Below are 18,593 nucleotides of genomic sequence, written 5' to 3'. Positions count from 1 at the left end.
CGAGGACCTGGCGCTGCTGCGGGTCCATCGCCAGCGCCTCGCGCGGCGAGATCCCGAAGAACGCCGCGTCGAAGTCCCCCGCGCCGTCGAGGAAGGCCCCGTGACGGGGGCCGGCCGTGCCGTCGGCGGCGGGGCCCGAGAGGCGGTCGAGGTCCCAGCCCCGGTCGGCGGGTATCTCCGAGACGGCGTCCCGGCCGGCGGCGACGAACTCCCACAGGCCGTCCGGGGAGTCGATGCCGCCGGGGAACCGGCAGGCCATGCCCACGACGGCGATCGGGTCGTCCCCGGGCGCGGCGTCGCCGGCGGCGGGCCGCGGCCCCGGCCCGGACTCCGCCCCGCCGGCCGGGGTCTCCTCCGCGCCGAACAGCCGGTCCATCAGGTAGTCGGCGAGGGCGGTCACGCTGGGCCGGTCGAAGACCAGGGTGGTCGCCTCGCGCAGACCGGTGAGCGCGGTGAGCCGGTTGCGGAGCTGCACCGCGGTCATCGAGTCGAAGCCGAGGTCCCGGAAGGCGCGGTCCCCGTCGAGGGCCCCGGCGTCCGTGTGCCCGAGCACCGCGGCGGCCTCGGCCCGCACCAGGCGCAGCAGGTGTTCCCGCCGTTCCCCGGCCGACAGCGGCAGCAGCTTCTCCCGCAGCCGGGAGCGGCCCTGCCCGCCCTCCTCCCGCGCGCGGCCGGCCGCGGGAACGGGGGGCAGCGTCCGTGCGAGCTCGTCGAACAGCGGCCGGTGCCGTGCGGCGCCCATGAGGTCGAGGAACGCCCGCAGGTCTAGGTCGGCGACGGAGACGCAGGCCTCGTCGTGGTCCAGGCACGTGCCCAGTTCGGCGAGGGCCTGCTCGGGCGGCATCGGCCGCACGCCCTGGCGGCGCAGGAAGTCCTGGCCCGCATCGCCGGCCATGCCCGGTCCGTCCCACAGCCCCCACGCGACGGACACGGCGGGCAGCCCGCGGTGCCGACGCCGCCGCGCGAAGCCGTCCAGGAAGGCGTTGGCCGCCGCGTAGGCGCCCGCCCGGGCCGCGCCCCACACCCCGGCGTTCGACGAGAACAGCACGAAGGCGTCCGCGTCGGGGCAGAGCTCGTCGAGGTGCGCCGTCCCGGCGGTCTTGGCGGCGGTGACGCTCGCGAACTCCTCCTCGGTGATGCGGTCCAGCGGCGTGGACTGCGGTATGCCGGCCGTGTGGAAGACGGCCTCGACGTTCCGGCCGAGCGCGCGCTCCTCGGCCAGCAGCGCGGCCAGCGCCTCCCGGTCCGCGACATCGCAGGCGGCGAGGGTCACCCCGGCGCCCAGAGCGGCCAGTTCGTCCCTGAGCCGCGCGGCCCCCGGCGCGTTCGGGCCCCGTCTGCTGGTGAGTACGAGATGTGCGGCGCCCGCGCGCGCCAGGCGGCGCGCGACATGGGCGCCGATCCCGCCGGTGCCTCCGGTCACCAGGACGGTGCCGCGCGGCGACCAGCCGCGCGCGGCGGCGGACGCGTCGGCCGGGGCGGGCACGAGCCGGGGAACCCTGGTCCCGGTCGCGCGGACCGCGACCTGGTCCTCGTCCCGGGGCCGGGCGAGCACCGCCGTCATCGCCGCGGCGAGGTCCCCGTCCGGCGCGGGCAGGTCGATCGACCCGCCCCAGCGCCCGGGGTGTTCCAGGCCGACGACCCGGCCGAGGCCGCTCACCGCCGTCTGGGCGGGGTCGGGCTCCGCGTCCTCCTCGGTCACGGCCACGGCGCGCCGGGTCAGGACCCACAGCGGCGCCTCGACGCCGGCGTCGCCCAGGGCCTGGGCCAGGGTCAGGGTCCGCCACGCCGGCAGGTGCGGCGCGGCGGCGGTGCCGTCCGCGGGAGCGTCCAGGGCGAGCAGCGAGAGAACCGCCGCCGGCTCCCCGGCGGCCACGGCCGCGCGCAGGGCCGCCGCCGTCGCGGAGCGTGACGGTCCGCCGCAGTCGACGGCGGTGACCGTCGCACCGGCGCGTTCGAGGGCCGCGCGGACCGTGTCGTACCAGGTGCCGGGGACCTGACGGCCGGTCACCAGGAGGACGGGGCCGGTGAGCGGGGCCGTTTCCCACGCGGCGTCCCGCCACTCCACCCGGTAGCGCCGCTGCGGGCCGGCGCCCTCGGCCGGGCGGCCGGGTGCCGTGTGCCAGAACGGGCGGTGCTGGAAGGGGTAGCAGGGGAGTTCGGCCACGGCGCCGTCCGGTGCGGCGGCCCGCCAGTCGACCCGTACGCCGCTCACGTGCGCCTCGGCGAGCGCCGTCAGGAACCGGTCGGCTCCGCCCGCGTCCCGCCGCAGGGTGCTGAGGACCACGGCGTCGGCGCCCGCCGCCTCCAGGGTCGCCTCGATGCCGGGGCCCAGCACCGGCTGCGGGCTCACCTCGACGAAGGCGTCGAAGCCCGCCTCGGCCAGCAGTCTCGTCCCCGTCTCGAACCGCACCGGTTCGCGGAGGTTGCGGTACCAGTAGTCGGCTCCCATGGCGGCGGTGTCGATCGGCTCACCGGTCGTCGTGGAGTACAGGGGCACGGGCGCGGTGCGGGCGACGACACCGGACAGCGCGGCCGTCAGCTCCTCGCGCAGCGGCTCGACCATGGCCGAGTGGGAGGCGTAGTCCACCGGGATGTTCCGGGCCCGGACGCCGTCGGCCGCGCAGGCCTCGAGCAGCGCGTCCAGGTGCTCCCGGGGGCCGGCCACCACCACCGCCCCCGGGCCGTTGACCGAGGCGATCGACAGGGCGCCGCCGTACGGCGCGAGCAGCGTTTCGGCCTGCTCCGCGGAGCGGGCCAGGAAGACCATGCCGCCGCTGCCGGCGAGGGACCGCAGCGCCTTGGCGCGCACCGCGACCACCTTCGCGGCGTCCTGGAGCGACAGGGCGCCGGCGACGCAGGCGGCCGCGATCTCCCCCTGGGAGTGCCCGATCACCGCGGCCGGTTCGACGCCGTGGGCCCGCCACAGCTCCGCCAGCGACACCATCACCGCGAACAGCGCGGGCTGGACGACGTCCACCCGCTCCAGCGGCGCCCCGCCGGCGATCACCTCGGTCAGCGACCAGTCGACGTGGGGGGCCAGCGCCTGCTCGCAGTCGCGCATGCGGCGGGCGAAGACCGGCGAGGCGGCCAGCAGTCCGGCGGCCATCCCCGCCCACTGCGACCCCTGCCCCGGGAAGACCATCACGACCTTCCGGCCCGGGCGCGCCGTGCCGGTGACCGCTCGGGCGTGGGGCTCCTCCCGGGCCACGGCGCGCAGGGCGGCCGGGGCGTCCGCGCGGCCGCCGAGGACGACGGCGCGGTGTTCGAACGCGGTGCGCCGGGTGGCGAGGGTGAAGGCGGTGTCCGGCAGCGGGTCGGCGCCGGGCCGCTCCAGGTGGGCGGCGAGCCGTTCGGCCTGGGCCCGCAGGGCGTCCCCGGTCCGGCCGGACAGGAGCAGCGGATACAGCCCTTCCTCCTGGCCGCCGGCCGGTGGCCGCGGGGCCGGGTCCGGTTCGGGGGCCTCTTCGACGAGCACGTGCGCGTTGGTCCCGCTGATGCCGAACGAGGAGACTCCCGCGCGGCGCGGGCGGGTGCCGCGCGGCCACGGCCGGGTCTCGCCGAGCGGTACGACGGCGCCCATGTCCCAGTCGATCCGCGACGAGGGGGTGTCGAGGTGGAGGATGCGGGGCAGCCGGCCGTGCCGGAGGGCGAGCACCGTCTTGATCAGGCCCGCGACGCCGGCGGCCGCCTGGGTGTGCCCGATGTTGGACTTCACCGAGCCGATCCACAGCGGGGCGTCCCCGGGCCGTCCGGCGCCGTAGGTCTCCAGCAGGGCGTGGGCCTCGATGGGGTCGCCCAGGGTGGTGCCGGTGCCGTGCGCCTCGACGTAGTCGACGTCGGCGGGGCCGAGCCGGGCGTCCTCGAGCGCCTGCCGGATCACCCGCTGCTGAGCCGGGCCGTTGGGGGCGGTGAGGCCGTTGCTGGCGCCGTCCTGGTTGACCGCCGAGCCGCGCAGCACGGCCAGCACCCGGCGGCCCTCCCGCTGTGCCGTGGACAGCCGCTGCAGCACCAGGAGGCCGACGCCTTCGGCCAGTCCGAAGCCGTCGGCGGCCTGGGCGAAGGGCTTGCACCGGCCGTCCGCGGCCAGTCCTCCCTGGCTGCGGAACTCGGTGAACGCGCCGGGGGTGCTCATGACGGTGGCGCCGCCCGCGAGCGCGGTCGTGCACTCCCCGCGGCGCAGCGACTGCATGGCCAGGTGGGTCGCGGTGAGGGAGGAGGAGCAGGCGGTGTCCACGGTCAGCGCCGGGCCCTCGAGGCCGAGCGCGTACGCCACCCGGCCGGAGGCCACGCTGGAGGCCGTGCCCGTGCCCAGGTATCCGAGCACGTCCGGTGACGCCTCGTCGGGGCGCGGCCCGTAGTCGACGGCGCCGACTCCGGCGAAGACCCCCGTGGCGGTGCCGCCGAGCGACGCGGGGTCGAAACCGGCGCGCTCCAGGGCTTCCCAGGCGACCTCGAGGAGCAGCCGCTGCTGCGGGTCCATGGCCAGTGCCTCGCGCGGCGAGATGCCGAAGAAGTCCGCGTCGAAGCCGGCGGCGTCGTGCAGGAACCCTCCGGCGCATCCGTCGAGGGCGGCGGTGTCCCAGCCGCGGTCGGCGGGCGGGCCGGAGACGGCGTCGCCGTCCGCCACGAGGAACTCCCACAGGGCGGCCGGGCTGTCGATGCCGCCGGGGAACCGGCAGCCCATGCCGACGACCGCGATCGGCTCGCCGGCCCGGTACTCGGTCTCCCGCAGCCGCGCGCTGACGGCCTCCAGGTCCCCGGCCGTCCGCCGCAGGTAGCGGCGCAGCTTGGTCTCGGTGGTCTCCTGGTCCCCGCTCATCGTCCCTCGTTCCCCTCACCGAACCGCTGATCGAGAAGTGCGAACAGTTCCTCGTCGTCGACGTCGTCGACGGCCGTGCGGGAGTCCCCGCCGCCCGTGGCGCTCCATCTGCCGAGCAGGGCCGTCAGCCGCGCCTCGATCGCCCCGCGTTCACCGGCCGCGTCCCCGGCCGCGTCCCGCCAACCGTCCAGCGCCGCCTCCAGCGCGGCGAGGTGCCCGAGGGCCTCGGCGGCCGGGCCCGGCGGGTCCGCCTCCGGGGCGCCGGACGCGTCCGGGAACAGCCGGCCGTCCACGTAGGCGGCCACCGCCTCGGGTGTCGGGTGGTCGAAGACCAGGGTGCTCGGCAGCCGCAGCCCGACCGCGGAACCCAGGCGGTTGCGCAGCTCGACCGAGGCCAGGGAGTCGAAGCCGAGGTCCTTGAAGTGCCGACCGGGCGGCACCGCGTCGGCCGTGTCGTACCCGGCGACGGCGGCTGCCTGGGCCCGTACGGCCTCCGTCAGGGCGGCGAGCCGGCCGGGGCGCGGCAGCGGCGCCAGGCGGGCGGCGAGCCCGTCCCCGCCGGAGGGTTCCCGGGCGGCCCGGCGCAACGGCGTGTGCAGCAGCCCGCGCAGCACCTCGGGGGCACCGTCCGGGCCCTCGGGCCGGGAGGTGTCCAGGCGCAGCGGGTACAGGACCGGGTCGCCGCGCCGGAGCGCGAGGTCGAACAGGGCCAGGGCCCGCTCGGTCGGCAGGGGCAGCATGCCCGCCCGGGCCATCCGCCGGGTGTCCCGCTCGTCCAGCGCGCCCGTCAGGCCGCTGGCCTCCTCCCACAGCCCCCAGCCGAGGGACGTCGCGGGCAGCCCGCGCGCCTGCCGGTACCGGGCCAGCGCGTCCAGCGCGGCGTTGGCCGCCGCGTACGCGCCCTGGCCCGGCCCGGCCAGTACGGAGGCGCCCGAGCCGAACAGGGCGAAGAAGCTCAGCTCGCGGCCCTCGGTGAGTTCGTGCAGGTGCCATGCGGCGTCGGCCTTGGGCGCGAGGACCTCGGCCAGTTCCTCCTGTCCCACGGAGGAGGCCAGGCCGTCCGCGAGCACCCCCGCGGTGTGGACGACGCCGGTCAGCGGGTGCTCGGCGGGGATGCCGTCGAGCGCCGCCGCGAGCGCGGCGCGGTCGGAGACGTCGCAGGCGAGGGTGGTCACGGCCGCGCCCAGCTCGCCCAGTTCGGCCTCGAACCGGGCCGCTCCCGGTGCGGCGGGCCCCCGGCGGCCGAGCAGCAGCAGGTGGCGCACCCCGTGCCGGGTCACGAGGTGGCGGGCCAGCAGCCGGGCCAGGGTGCCCGTGCCGCCGGTGACGAGTACGGTGCCGTCCGGATCGAGCGGCGCCGGCTGGACGAGCACCAGCTTCCCGGTGTGCCGCCCCGTGCTCATGTGCTGCAGGGCGGCCGACGCCCGCTGGAGCGGCCAGGCCGTGACCGGGAGGGGCCCGGCCTGGCCGCCGGCCGCCAGGGCGGCGGCCTCGGCCAGGATCGCGCCGAGCCGGTCCGGTCCCGCGTCGGCGAGGTCGAAGGGCAGATAGCGCCCGCGGAACCGCTCCGGGTCGCGCAGGTCGGTCTTGCCCATCTCGACGAACGCCCCGCCGTCCGCGAGGAGCCGCGCCGACTCGTCGAGCAGCGCACCGGTCAGCGAGTTGAGCACGACGTCCATGCCGCGGCCGCCGCCGGCGGACCGGAACCGCTGCCCGAATCCCGGTTCCCGGGACGAGGCGATGTGGTCGTCGTCGAGTCCGAGCCGGCGCAGTACGCCGTGCTTGGCGGGACTGGCGGTGGCGAAGACCTCCGCCCCGGCCAGCCGGGCCAGGCGGACCGCGGCCATGCCGACGCCGGTGGCGGCGGAGTGGACCAGGACGGTCTGCCCGGGCCGCAGGCCGGCGAGGTCGTGCAGCGCGTAGTGGGCGGTGGTGAAGGCGATGGGCAGGGCGGCGGCCTCGGTGGTGCTCCACCCCTCGGGGACGGGGACGACCAGCCGGTGGTCGGTGACCGCCACCGGCCCGAAGGCGCCTTCGAACAGGCCCATGACCCGGTCACCCACCGTGACGCCCGTGACGTCCGGGCCGGTGGCGGTGACGACCCCGGCACCCTCGGTGCCCATGACGGCGGCGCCGGGGTACATGCCGAGGGCGATCATGACGTCGCGGAAGTTCACACCGGTGGCCCGGAGTTCGACCCGTACCTCGCCGGGGCCCGGCTGCCGTCCGGCGTCCGGCGCCGCCGCGAACCGGAGGGCGTCCAGGGAGTCGCCGGCGGGCTCCAGGCGGGCGGGCGTCCGGGGCGGGAGCAGGGCCGTCGCGGCGCGGGTGGAGGACAGCCGCGGCACGCACGCGAGGCCGCCGCGCAGCGCGAGCTGCGGGTGGTCGAGCACGGCGGGGAACCGGGCGAGGACCGCGGGGTCCGTGTCGTCGCCGGCGAGGTCGACGAGCACGAAGTGCCCCGGCGACTCCGCCTGAGCGGAGCGGACCAGGCCCCAGACCGCGGCCTGCGCGGGGTCCGTCTCCGTGTCGGCCGGGCCGGTGCTCACGGCGTGCCGGGTGACGAACACCAGGCGGCCGGCCCGCTCCGGCGCGTCGAGCCACGCGCGGACGAGTCCGGCCGCGTGCAGCACGCTCTCGCGCACGGAGGCGGCCGGGTCCGCCGCCCGCCACGGACGGCAGCGCACGAAGACGGCGTCGGGTTCCGGCTCCCCCGCCGCGACCGCCGCGGCCAGTGCCGCGAGGTCCGGGTGGTCCTTGCCGAGTCCGGGCAGGCCGCCGCCGAGGGTCGCGCAGCTCACGGCCGCGGCGGAGGTCTCCGGCAGGGGCCGCCAGGAGAGCTGGTAGAGGTCGTCGGCGCCCGCCTCCTGCCCGTCGCCGTGCCGCGGGGCGCCGTCGGCCGGGCGCACGGTCAGTGCGCCCACCCGGGCGACCGGCGCTCCCGTGGGGTCGGTCACCGACAGGCTCATCGCGTCGTCGCCGACGGGGGCCGCCGTCACGCGGACCGTCGTAGCGCCGGACGCGTACAGGGTGGTCCCGCTCCAGGAGAAGGGGAGGAACGCCCCTTCCCGGCCGGCCAGCGGACTCAGGCCGAGGGTCTGCGCCGCCGCGTCGAGGAGGACGGGGTGCAGCAGGTAGCCCTCGTCGCCCGCGGCCGGTGGCCCGGCCGCGTCCCGGCCCCCGGCCGTGGGGGCCTGCGCCGCCGCGGGGAGTCCGGCCTCGGCGTACACCTCCTCGCCGCGCTGCCACGCGGCACGCAGCGCCCGGAAGGCGGGCCCGTAGGCGTAGCCGCGGTCGGCCAGGCGCGCGTAGGCCGCGTCCAGGTCGATCGGCCGGGCGTCCGCCGGCGGCCAGGTCTCCGGGGCCGTCGGCGGGGCCGCGGCCTCGCCGAGGAGACCGGTCGCGTGGTGGGTCCAGGCCGCGTCGGGGGTGCGTGTGTCGCGGGCGTGGACGTCCACCGTGCGGGTGCCGTCCGGTGCGGCGGCACCGACCGTCACGCGCACGGCGGTGGCCGGGCCGGGCACCAGCGGGGCGGAGAGAACCAGTTCCTCCACGGCGGGCGTGCCCGCGTGGCGGCCGGCCGTCAGGGCCAGGTCGACCAGCGCGCTGCCGGGGAACAGCGTGGTTCCGCCGACGGCGTGGTCGGCCAGCCACGGCTGGTCCCCGAGCGCGATCCGGCCGGTCAGGACGTACCCGCCGTCGGGTACCTCCAGCGCCGTGGACAGGACGGGGTGGGCCACGGCGTCCATGCCCAGCGCGGTGGCGTCGCCACGGGTGCGGCGCGGGCGCGGCCAGTAGGAGGTGTGCTCGAACGGATAGGTCGGCAGTTCCGCCGTGCCGCCGGGCCCCACGGCCGGCCCGAGGTCGACGGGCAGGCCGTCGGCCCGGGCCTGCAGCAGACTGCGCAGGAAGGTGCGCGCCCCGGGGCGGTCCCGGCGCAGCGAGGCGAGGGTGACGACGTCCCGGCCGAGGCTCTCGGCGGTCTCCTCGATGCCGGGGAGCAGCACAGGGTGGGGGCTCACTTCGACGAAGGTGTCGAAGCCCTGGTCCAGCAGGTGCCGTACGGCCTCCTCGAGGCGGACCGTCCCGCGCAGGTTGCGGTACCAGTACGCCGCGTCGAGCCCGGCGGTGTCCAGCGGGCCCGCGGTGACGGTCGAGCAGAAGGGCACGGCGGCGGACCGGGCGTCGACCGTGCCCAGCGCGTCGGCGAGCTGCCGCTCGACCCGTTCCACCTGCGGGGAGTGGGAGCCGTAGCCCACCGCGATCCGCCGCGGGTTCATGCCCGCGGCCCGCGGCGATGCGAGGAACTCCTCGAGGGCGGTGGCCTCTCCGGCGACGACGAGGGAGCGCGGCCCGTTCACCGCGGCCACGCTCAGGCGGCCGTCCCACGGCGTAAGGGCCGTGCCGAGCTCGTCGGGCGAGGCGGTGACCGAGGCCATGCCGCCCTGTCCGGTCAGCTCGCGCAGCACCTTGCTGCGCAGCGCCACGACCTTCGCGGCGGTGTCGAGGGTGAGGGCCCCGGCGACGCAGGCGGCGGCGATCTCGCCCTGCGAGTGGCCGACCACGGCGGCCGGTTCCACCCCGTGGGCCCGCCACAGCTCCGCCAGCGACACCATCACCGCGAACAGCAGGGGCTGGAGGACGTCGGGCCGGGTCAGCGCGTCCTCGGGCCCGTCGCCGCGCACCGTGGCGAGCAGGTCGAAGTCGGTGTACGGGGCGAGCGCCGCCGCGCAGGCCGCCATCGACGCGGCGAAGACCGCCGACCGCTCGAGGAGGTCGCCGGCCATGCCGGCCCACTGCGAGCCCTGGCCGGGGAAGACCAGCACGGCCCTGCGGGCGGCCGCCGTGCGCGGCGGCACCACGTCGGCCACGGTCTCGCCGGCGGCCAGGGCGTCGAGGGCGGCGCACACCGATTCCCGGTCGTCGCCCAGCACTCCGGCCCTGATGTCGAACCGTGCCCGGCCGGACGCGAGCGTCCGCGCGGTGTCGGCCAGCGAGGTCCCGGGCGAGGTGCGCAGCAGCTCGGCCAGCGCGCGTGCCTGCGCGGCCAGCGCGCTCCGCGTACGGGCCGAGAGCGGGAGGGCCACCGCGTCCGCCGTGAGGGCGCCGGCCGCGGGCCGTCCGGCCGGGCCGCCGGGCGCGGCCGGATCCGCCGGGGCCTCTTCCAGGACGACGTGGGCGTTGGTCCCGCTGACGCCGAACGACGACACCCCGGCCCGGCGCACGCGCGCGCCCCGCGGCCAGTCCTCGTTCTCCCGCTGGACCCGGATCGTCCCCGCCGACCAGTCGATCTCGGGGGAGAGCTCTTCCGCGTGCAGGCTGCGCGGGAGGACGCCGTGCCGCATCGCCAGCACCGTCTTGATCACGCCGGCGACGCCGGCGGCCGCCTGGGTGTGGCCGATGTTGGACTTCACCGAGCCCAGCGCGAGGGGGCGCCCGCGCTCGGCCCCGTAGGTGGCCAGCAGTGCCCCGGCCTCGATCGGATCGCCGAGCCGGGTGCCGGTGCCGTGCGCCTCCACCACGTCGATGTCAGCCGCCGACAGCCGGGCGTCGGCGAGCGCCTGCCGGATCACCTCCTCCTGGGCCGGGCCGTTCGGCGCGGCCAGTCCGTTGCTCGCGCCGTCCTGGTTGACCGCGCTGCCCCGCAGCACCGCGAGCACGGGGTGTCCCAGCTCCCGGGCCCGGGAGAGCGGTTCGAGGAGTAGCGCGCCGGCTCCTTCGGCGAGGCCGAAGCCGTCCGCCCGCGCCGAGAACGGCTTGCACCGCCCGTCGGCGGCCAGGCCGCGCTGTCTGCTGAAGTCCACGAAGGTGTACGGGTCGGAGATCACGGTGACGCCGCCGGCCAGGGCCATGGCGCACTCGCCGCCCCGCAGCGCCCGCATCGCCAGGTGGATGCCCACCAGGGACGACGAGCACGCCGTGTCCACCGTGATCGCCGGGCCCTGCCAGCCGAAGACGTAGGCGAGGCGCCCCGACAGCACGCTGGCCGAGTTGCCGAGCCCCTGGTAGCCCTCGACCCGGGCAGCCTCGCTCTCCAGCAGCGGCATGTACGACTGGCCGTTGGACCCGACGAACACGCCGACGCGGCTGCCTCGCAGCAGCTCCGGATCGATGCCGCCCCGTTCCACGGTCTCCCAGGCGACCTCGAGCATCAGCCGCTGCTGCGGGTCCATCGCGAGGGCCTCGCGGGGCGTGATGCCGAAGAACTCCGCGTCGAAGCCCGCCGCGTCGGTGAGGAACCCGCCGCGGTCGGCATAGCTGGTGCCGGGGTGGCCAGGGTCGGGGTGGCAGAGGGCCTCGAGGTCCCAGCCGCGGTCCCGGGGCAGCTCGCTCGTGAGGTCCCGGCCGTCGACGACGGCCCGCCACAGCTCTTCGGGCGAGCCGATGCCGCCGGGGAAGCGGCAGCCCATGGCGACGACGGCGATCGGCTCCTGCTCGGCGTTCCGGGTGTCCCGGGTGTTCCGGGCGTTCCCGGTCGCCACGGCGGTGTTCTCCCCGCCGGGGCCCACGGCCAGCCGGGAGAGCAGGTGGCGGGCGAGGCGGGTGACGGTGGGGTGGTCGAACACCAGGGAGGCGGGCAGGCGCAGGCCGGTGGCCGCGGCGAGCCGCTTGCGCAGTTGCACGGCGCCCAGCGAGTCCAGGCCGAGTTCGGTGAAGGCCCGCCGTCCGCCGACGTCCCGCGCGCTGTCGTGCCCGAGGACCGCCGCGGTGGCCTCGCCGACCACGGTGATCAGCTCCTTCTCCTGTTCCGCGGGTGACAGGCCGGTGAGCCGGGCGGTCAGTGCGGCGGCCGGGCCGCTGCCCGGACCAGCGGGCGCCGCCGCGGGCGCCGCCGCCTCGCGCGCCTCGGCGATCTCCGCGAACAGCGCGGTCGGCCGGACCGCGCCGTAGCCCGCGGCGAAGGCGGGCCAGTCCACGTCGGACACCGCGACGGCGCTCTCGCCCGAGTCCAGTACGGACCGCAGGGCCGTCAGGGCGCGGTCGGCCGTCAGGCCGCGCAGTCCGCGCTGCGCGGCCGGCCCGGCGGTGCCGCGGGGGGCGTCGGGCAGGGTCCACGGGCTCCAGGCCACGGCGGTGCTGGGGTGGCCCTGGGCCCGCCGGTGTGCGGCGAACGCGTCGAGGCAGGCACTGCCGGCCGCGTATCCGGACATGCCCGCGCCGCCCCAGACACCGGCCACGGAGGAGCAGTGGATCTCCCGTTCCACCGGCCGCCCTGCGAGCACCCTGGAGAGTGCGAGGGCCGGGCCCGTCTTGGCGTGCACGGTGGCGGCGAAGTCGTCCGGGTCGGTCTCGAGGACCGGTGCGAACTCCAGGCGGGTCGCGGCGTGCAGGACGGCGGTGACGTCGTGGGGGGCGGCCTCGACGGCGGCCCGGAGGGCGTCCTCGTCCGCGGCGCTGCGGGTGACCGTCGTCCCGCTCTCCCGCAGCGCGCTCAGCAGTTCCTCGTCCGCCTCGCCCACCAGGATCAGGTGGTCGGCGCCGCCGTCGGCCGCCCACCGGGCGAGCCGCTGCCCGATCGGGCTGTCCGCTCCGGTGACGAGCACGGTCCCGTGCGGGCGCCAGCCGTCCCCTTCCTCGGCGGCCGGCGTGTGCGCCCGCACCAGCCGCCGCCCGTACAGGCCGCCGGCGCGCACGGCGAGATGGTCCTCGGCGGCGCGCCCGCCGGCCAGGATGCCGGGCACCCGGGCGAGCAGGGCACCGCCGGCCTCGTCCGCGTCCCGCGGCAGGTCCACCACGCCGCCCCAGCGCTGCCCGAGCTCCAGCCCCGCGACCCGGCCCAGACCGTGCACGGCGCACTGCGCGAACGAGCCGATGCCGTCGTCCTCGGGCGTCTGCACGGCGCCCTGGGTGAGGCACCACAGCGGCGCCTCGACGCCGGCGTCGCCGAGGGCCTGCAGGAGTGTCAGGGTGGCGACGGCGCCGGCGGGCACGCCCGCCCGGCCGCGGTGGTCCGACTCGTCGGCCGCGAGCAGCGACAGCACGCCCCGCAGCCCGGTGGTCCCCGCCGTGGCGGCGGTGAGGGCCGCGGCGGCCCCGGCGCGGTCCGCGTCCGGGCCCAGGACGCATTCCAGCGGCGTGCCGCCGCCGTCGCGGAGCGCGGTCAGCAGCGGTCCGGCCCAGGCGGGGGCGGCGGCCGGGGTGACGACCAGCCACGTCCCGCGCGCGTCGGCCCCTTCCGCGGCGGGCAGGGGCGTCCACGCCACGCGGTAGGTCACCCCGCCGGCGCCGCGGGCGGGCGCGGCGGCGGACGTCCAGTAGTGCCTGCGCTGGAAGGGATAGGTGGGCAGCGGGACGCGCCGCGCGTCGGCGAAGGCGGGCTGCCAGCGCACGTCCACGCCCGCGACATGGGCACTCGCCACGGAGGTGAGGAAGGACTCCGGGCCGGGGGTGCCGCGCCGCAGGGTGCCGAGGGCCACGGCCTCGCCCGGCTCCCGTCCCTCCGCCTCGAGCGTTTCCCCGACCGTCGCCGCCAGCACCGGCTGCGGGCTGACCTCGATGAAGGTGTCGTGGTGCCCGGCGGCGAGGAGGCGTACGGCGTCGTGGAGGCGCACCGGCTCGCGCAGGTTGCGGTACCAGTACTGCGCGTCCAGTTCCTCGCCGTCCACAAGGCGGCAGGTCACCGTCGAGTGGAAGGGCACCCGCGCGCGGGCCGGACGCAGGTCGCGCAGCGCCGTGACCAGTTCCTCGCGGACCTGCTCCATCTGCGCGGAGTGCGAGGCGTAGTCCACGTCGATGGTCCGGGCCCTGACCCCCCGGTCCGCGCAGCCCGCCACGAAGGACCGTACGGCCCCGGGTCCGCCGGAGACGACGACGGAGGCGGGACCGTTGACCGCGGCCACCTCGATGCCGTCCCCGTACGGCCCGAGCAGGTCCCGTACGGCGGCCTCGTCCAGCGCCACGGCCGCCATCGCGCCCTGCCCGGCAAGCGACCGCAGCAGGCGGCTGCGCAGGACCACGAGCCGGGCGGCGTCCTCGAGTGTGAGGATCCCGGCGACGTGGGCCGCGGCGATCTCGCCCTGCGAGTGCCCCGCCACCGCCGCCGGTTCCACGCCGTACGAGCGCCAGAGGGCGGCCAGGGAGACCATCACCGCGAACAGCGCGGGCTGCACCACGTCGACGCGGTCGAGCCCGGGGGCGCCGGGCTCCTGCCGGAGCACCGCGGCCACCGACCAGTCCTGCCAGGGGGCCATCGCCTCGTCGCAGGCCCGGATCGCCTCGTCGAAGACCGGTGACCACGACAGCAGGTCGGCGCCCATGCCCGCCCACTGCGAACCCTGGCCGGGGAAGAGGAACACGGCGGAGCGCGCGCCCGACTCGACGGTTCCCCCGAGGCGCGCCCGGCCGGCGGCCACCTCGCGCATCCCCGGCAGCGCCGAGTCGCGGGAGCCGGCCAGGACCACCGCGCGGTGCTCGTGCCGGGCCCGGGACACGGCCAGCGAGAAGCCGAGGTCGGGCAGGTCGACGGCGGGGTCCGCGACCACGGCGGACAGTCGTTCCGCCTGGGCGCGCAGGGCCTGCTCGCTCCGCGCGGAGACGACCAGGGGCACCGGGCGCTGCGGGGTCACCGGCTGCGGCGCCGCGCGTTCCCCGGCCTCCTGCGGCTCGGGGGCCTCCTGGAGGATCACGTGGGCGTTGGTGCCGCTGATGCCGAACGCCGACACGGCGGCGTAACGGGGCCGGTCGCCGCGCGGCCAGGGCCGCTCCTCGGCCAGCAGGGCCAGCGCGCCCGAGGACCAGTCGACGTGCGGGGAGGGCTCCTCGGCGTGCAGGGTCCTGGGCAGCCGCTCGTGCCGGAGGGCGAGCACCATCTTGAGCACGCCGACCGCGCCGGCGGCGGCCTGGGTGTGGCCGATGTTCGACTTCGCCGAGCCCAGCCACAGCGGCCGCTCGGGGCTGTGGTGCCGGCCGTAGGCGTCGAGCAGGGCGTGGGCCTCGATGGGGTCGCCGAGGGTGGTGCCGGTGCCGTGCGCCTCGACCGCGTCGACCTCGCCGGGCCCGACGCCCGCGTTGGCCAGCGCCTGCTCGACGACCTTGCGCTGGGCCGCTCTGCTGGGTGCGGACAGGCCGTTGCTCGCACCGTCCTGGTTGATCCCGGTGCCACGGACGACGGCGTGCACGGTGTGCCCGTTGCGCCGGGCGTCCGACAGGCGCTCCAGGAGGAGCACGGCGACGCCCTCGCCGAAGCCGAAGCCGTCCGCGCCCGCGCCGAACGCCTTGGAGCGGCCGTCGGGTGCGAGGGCGCGCTGCCGGGCGAAGTCGACGAACACCTCGGGGCCGGCCATCACGGCGGCGCCGCCCACGATCGCCAGCCGGCACTCGCCCCGGCGCAGCGACGCCACCGCCAGGTGCAGGGCCACGAGGGAGGAGGAGCAGGCGGTGTCCAGCGTGATGGCGGGCCCTTCGAGCCCGAGGGTGTAGGCAATCCGGCCGGACGCGACGGACGGCGCCGCACCCGTGACCGCGTAGCCCTCGGTGTCCTCGGCGGCGCCCCGGGCGTCGCCGTAGCCGTGCCGGGCGACGCCGAGGAACACCCCGGTCTCCGTGCCGCGCAGGGCGTGCGGGTCCAGCCCGGCGTTCTCGGCCAGTTCCCAGCACGTCTCCAGCAGCAGGCGCTGCTGCGGGTCCATCGCGGCGGCCTCGCGCGGGGATATGCCGAAGAAGGCGGCGTCGAAGTCCCCGGCGCGCTCGAGGAACGCCCCCGTGCGCACATAGGTCGTGCCGGGGTGGTCGGGATCGGGGTGGTAGAGGCCGGCCAGGTCCCAGCCCCGGTCGTCCGGGAAACCGGACAGCCGCTCCTCGCCCGCCGCCAGCACGTCCCAGAAGGCCTCGGGGGTGTCGATCCCGCCGGGCAGCCGGCAGGCCGTGCCGACGATCGCGATCGGGTCGGCCTCCAGCTCGTGGATGCGCTGCCGGGCCGCTCGCAGGTCCAGGGTGGCCCGGCGCAGATATGTAGCGACCTTGTCGTTGTCCGTCACCGTGTTGTGTCCTTACCTGTTCGCCGCCGGCTGTCCGTTGTCGCCGAGCTCTCGTCCGAGGGCCTCCAGCAGTTCGTCGAATCCGGCCTCGGCGAGATCCGTCTGCGGGGAGGGCTGTGTGTGCGAGGCACCGTCGTGACCGGTGCCGGCCGCGCCGGTCCGCAGGGCGGTCAGTACGCGGTCGAGGTGCCGGGCCAGTTCGGCACGCCGCGGCCCGGGCACGCCGGCGAGCCGCGCCTCGAGCCGGTCCAGTCCGTCCAGCGCCGCCGCGACGACGTCCTCGTCGTCGCGGCGGTCCGCGAACAGCTCGGACCGGAGGTGGTCCGCCAGAGCGGCGGCGTTGGGGTGGTCGAAGACCAGGGTCGCGGGCAGGGCGAGACCCGTGGCCTCGCTCAGGCGCCCGCGCAGGCGCACGGTGCCCAGCGAGTCGAAGCCGAGTTCGCGGAAGGCCGTGTCCACCGCCACCGCGCGGAGGTCCTCGTGCCCGAGGACCGCGGCGGCGTGGGAACGCACCAGATGCGTCAGTTCGTGGTGCTGCTCGGCCGGCGGCCGCCCGGCGAGCCGGTCGCGCAGGGTCGCTCCCGCCGCCGGTGCCGGCCGCGCGGACGCGGCGGCCCGGGCTCCCGGAACCGTCTCGAGCAGCGGCCGTTCCCTCAGGGCCGCATACGTCTCGGTGAACCGTGGCCAGTCGACGTCGGCGACGACCACGGCGGTCTCGTCACCGGCCAGCACCGTCTCGAGCACGTCCAGCGCCCGGTGTCCGGGCATGGGGCGCACGCCCTGGTCCCGGAGCCGGGCGACGGCCTCCGCGTCGTCCGTCATGCCGCCTTCCGCCCACAGCCCCCAGGCCACGGAGGTCGCGGCCAGTCCCCGGGCGCGGCGGTGGTGGGCGAAGGCGTCGAGGAAAGCGTTGCCGGCCGCGTACGCCCCCTGCCCGGCGCTGCCCCACACGGCGGCGCCGGAGGAGAAGAGGAGGAAGAGGCTCAGGCCGGGGCAGGCGTCCTCGAGGTTCCGCGCACCCTGCACCTTGACGGCGAGGACCTGCCGGAACTCCTCGGGGGTCATGTCCCGCACCGGGGTCTGCTGGTTCAGTCCGGCCGCGTGCACGACGCCGGTGATCGTCGCGCCGTCCGCGCGCAGCCCGTCGACGAGCCCGGTCACCGCCTCGCGCGCGCTGATGTCGCAGGCGTGCACGGTGACCTCGGCGCCCAGGCCGGTGAGCTCGGCGACCAGCGGGGCGACGCCCGGTGCCGCCTCGCCCCGGCGGCTGACCAGTGCCAGGTGCTGGGCGCCCCGGGCCGCCAGCCGGCGTGCGGTGAGCGCGCCGAGGCCGCCGGTGCCGCCGGTGACGAGGATCGTCCCCCTCGGCACGATCTCGTCGCCCGTGTCCGGCGTCCGGTCCGCGCCCGGCGCGGCGGGCAGCAGCCGGCGCGCGAACACGGCGTGCGACCGGACCGCGACCTGGTCCTCCGTGCCGGTCAGCGCGCGTGCCAGGAGGGCGCGTTGCGCCTCGCCCGCCTCCCGCGGCAGATCCACGAGGCCGGTGTGCCGCTCGCCGCGTTCGAGCGCGGCCACCTGGCCGAGGCCCCACACCTGCGCCCCGGCCGGGCACGTCACGGGGTCGTCCGCGCCGGTGCCGACCGCGCCGCACGTCGCCAGCCAGACGGGTGCGCCGGTGTCCGTCGCGTCCAGTGCGCGCAGGAGGCCGAGCGTGGCCTCGGTCCCGGCGTCCCCGTCGCCGAGGGCCAGCAGGGAGAGCACCCCCGCGTACGCGCCGGACCCGGCCCGGGTGGCGAGGGCGTCGCGGACGGCGGCGGTCAGCGCGTGCGGGTCGTCGAGCGGGACGGTGACCGCGTGGGGCAGGGCCCCGTGCTCGGCGAGGGCGGTGGCCGCGGCGTCGCACCAGGCGGTTCCGGTCCGGTGGCCGTCCGTCGTGGCGGGCAGCAGGAGCAGCCAGCGTCCGGCCGGGCCGCCCGGGGTGCCGCCGGTGGTCTCCTGCCAGCCGACGCGGTAGCACCATCCGTCGTCCGCGCGCGAGGGCCCGGACGCGTCGGGCAGCAGCCAGAAGCGTTCGTGGTCGAAGGGGTAGGTCGGCAGGTCGGCCGGCTCGCCGTCGCCGTGCACGGCCCGCCAGTCCACCGCGACGCCGCCCGTGTGGGCCTCGGCGAGGGAGGCCAGGAAGCGTGCGGGCGTGTCGTCGCCGCGCCGGACGGAGCCCACCACGAGGGGCGCGTCACCGAGCGTCTCCTGCACGCTCCCGCTCAGCACCGGGTGTGGGCTCACCTCGACGAACGCATCGTGACCCGCCGCGGAGAGCGCTTCGATCGCGGCCTCGAACTCCACGGTGCGGCGCAGGTTCTCGTACCAGTAGCCGGCGTCCAGCTCGGGGCCGTCGGCGAATGCGCCCCGCAGGGTGGAGTAGAGGGGGACGCGGGCCGTGCGGGGGGTGATGCCGGACAGCGGCGCGGTGACCGCTTCCCGCAGGCGCTCCACGTGGGAGGTGTGGGAGGCGTAGTCGACGGGGAGCACCCGCGCGTCGACACCCGCTTCGGCGCAGTACTCCCGGAAGCCGTGCACGGCGTCGGGGTCACCGGCCACCACCACGGCGCCGGGGCCGTTGACCGCGGCCATCTCCAGTCCGCCGGTCCCGGCGCCGAGCAGCAGCTTCTCCGTCTCCTCACGGCCCAGGCGGAGCGACAGCATGGCGCCGTCGCCGGCGATCGCGGCCAGGGCCCGGGCCCGCAGCGCCACCACCCGCGCCGCGTCCTCCAGCGACAGCGCCCCCGCGACACACG

Annotated in this window: 3 protein-coding genes; all 3 read right to left on the bottom strand. The window is 77.4% G+C overall.

The annotated features are described in order from the left end of the window. Positions 1-4,822 (bottom strand): SDR family NAD(P)-dependent oxidoreductase (locus ABZ340_RS34615; protein WP_358785858.1); only part of this gene is annotated, 4,822 nt, incomplete at its 3' end. Then, a complete protein-coding gene (locus ABZ340_RS34610) occupies positions 4,819-15,798 on the bottom strand; it encodes an SDR family NAD(P)-dependent oxidoreductase (protein ID WP_358785857.1) in 10,980 nt (3,659 codons plus the stop codon). The genes ABZ340_RS34610 and ABZ340_RS34615, both read right to left, overlap by 4 nt. Positions 15,799-15,810: 12 nt before the next feature. After that, positions 15,811-18,593 (bottom strand): SDR family NAD(P)-dependent oxidoreductase (locus tag ABZ340_RS34605; RefSeq protein WP_358785856.1); only part of this gene is annotated, 2,783 nt, incomplete at its 5' end.

The organism is Streptomyces sp. NPDC006134 (assembly GCF_040628835.1).
In the GTDB taxonomy this organism is placed as follows: domain Bacteria; phylum Actinomycetota; class Actinomycetes; order Streptomycetales; family Streptomycetaceae; genus Streptomyces.
The sequence above is the reverse complement of the archived record's forward strand: the minus strand, read 5'-3'. Positions and strand labels throughout refer to the sequence as shown.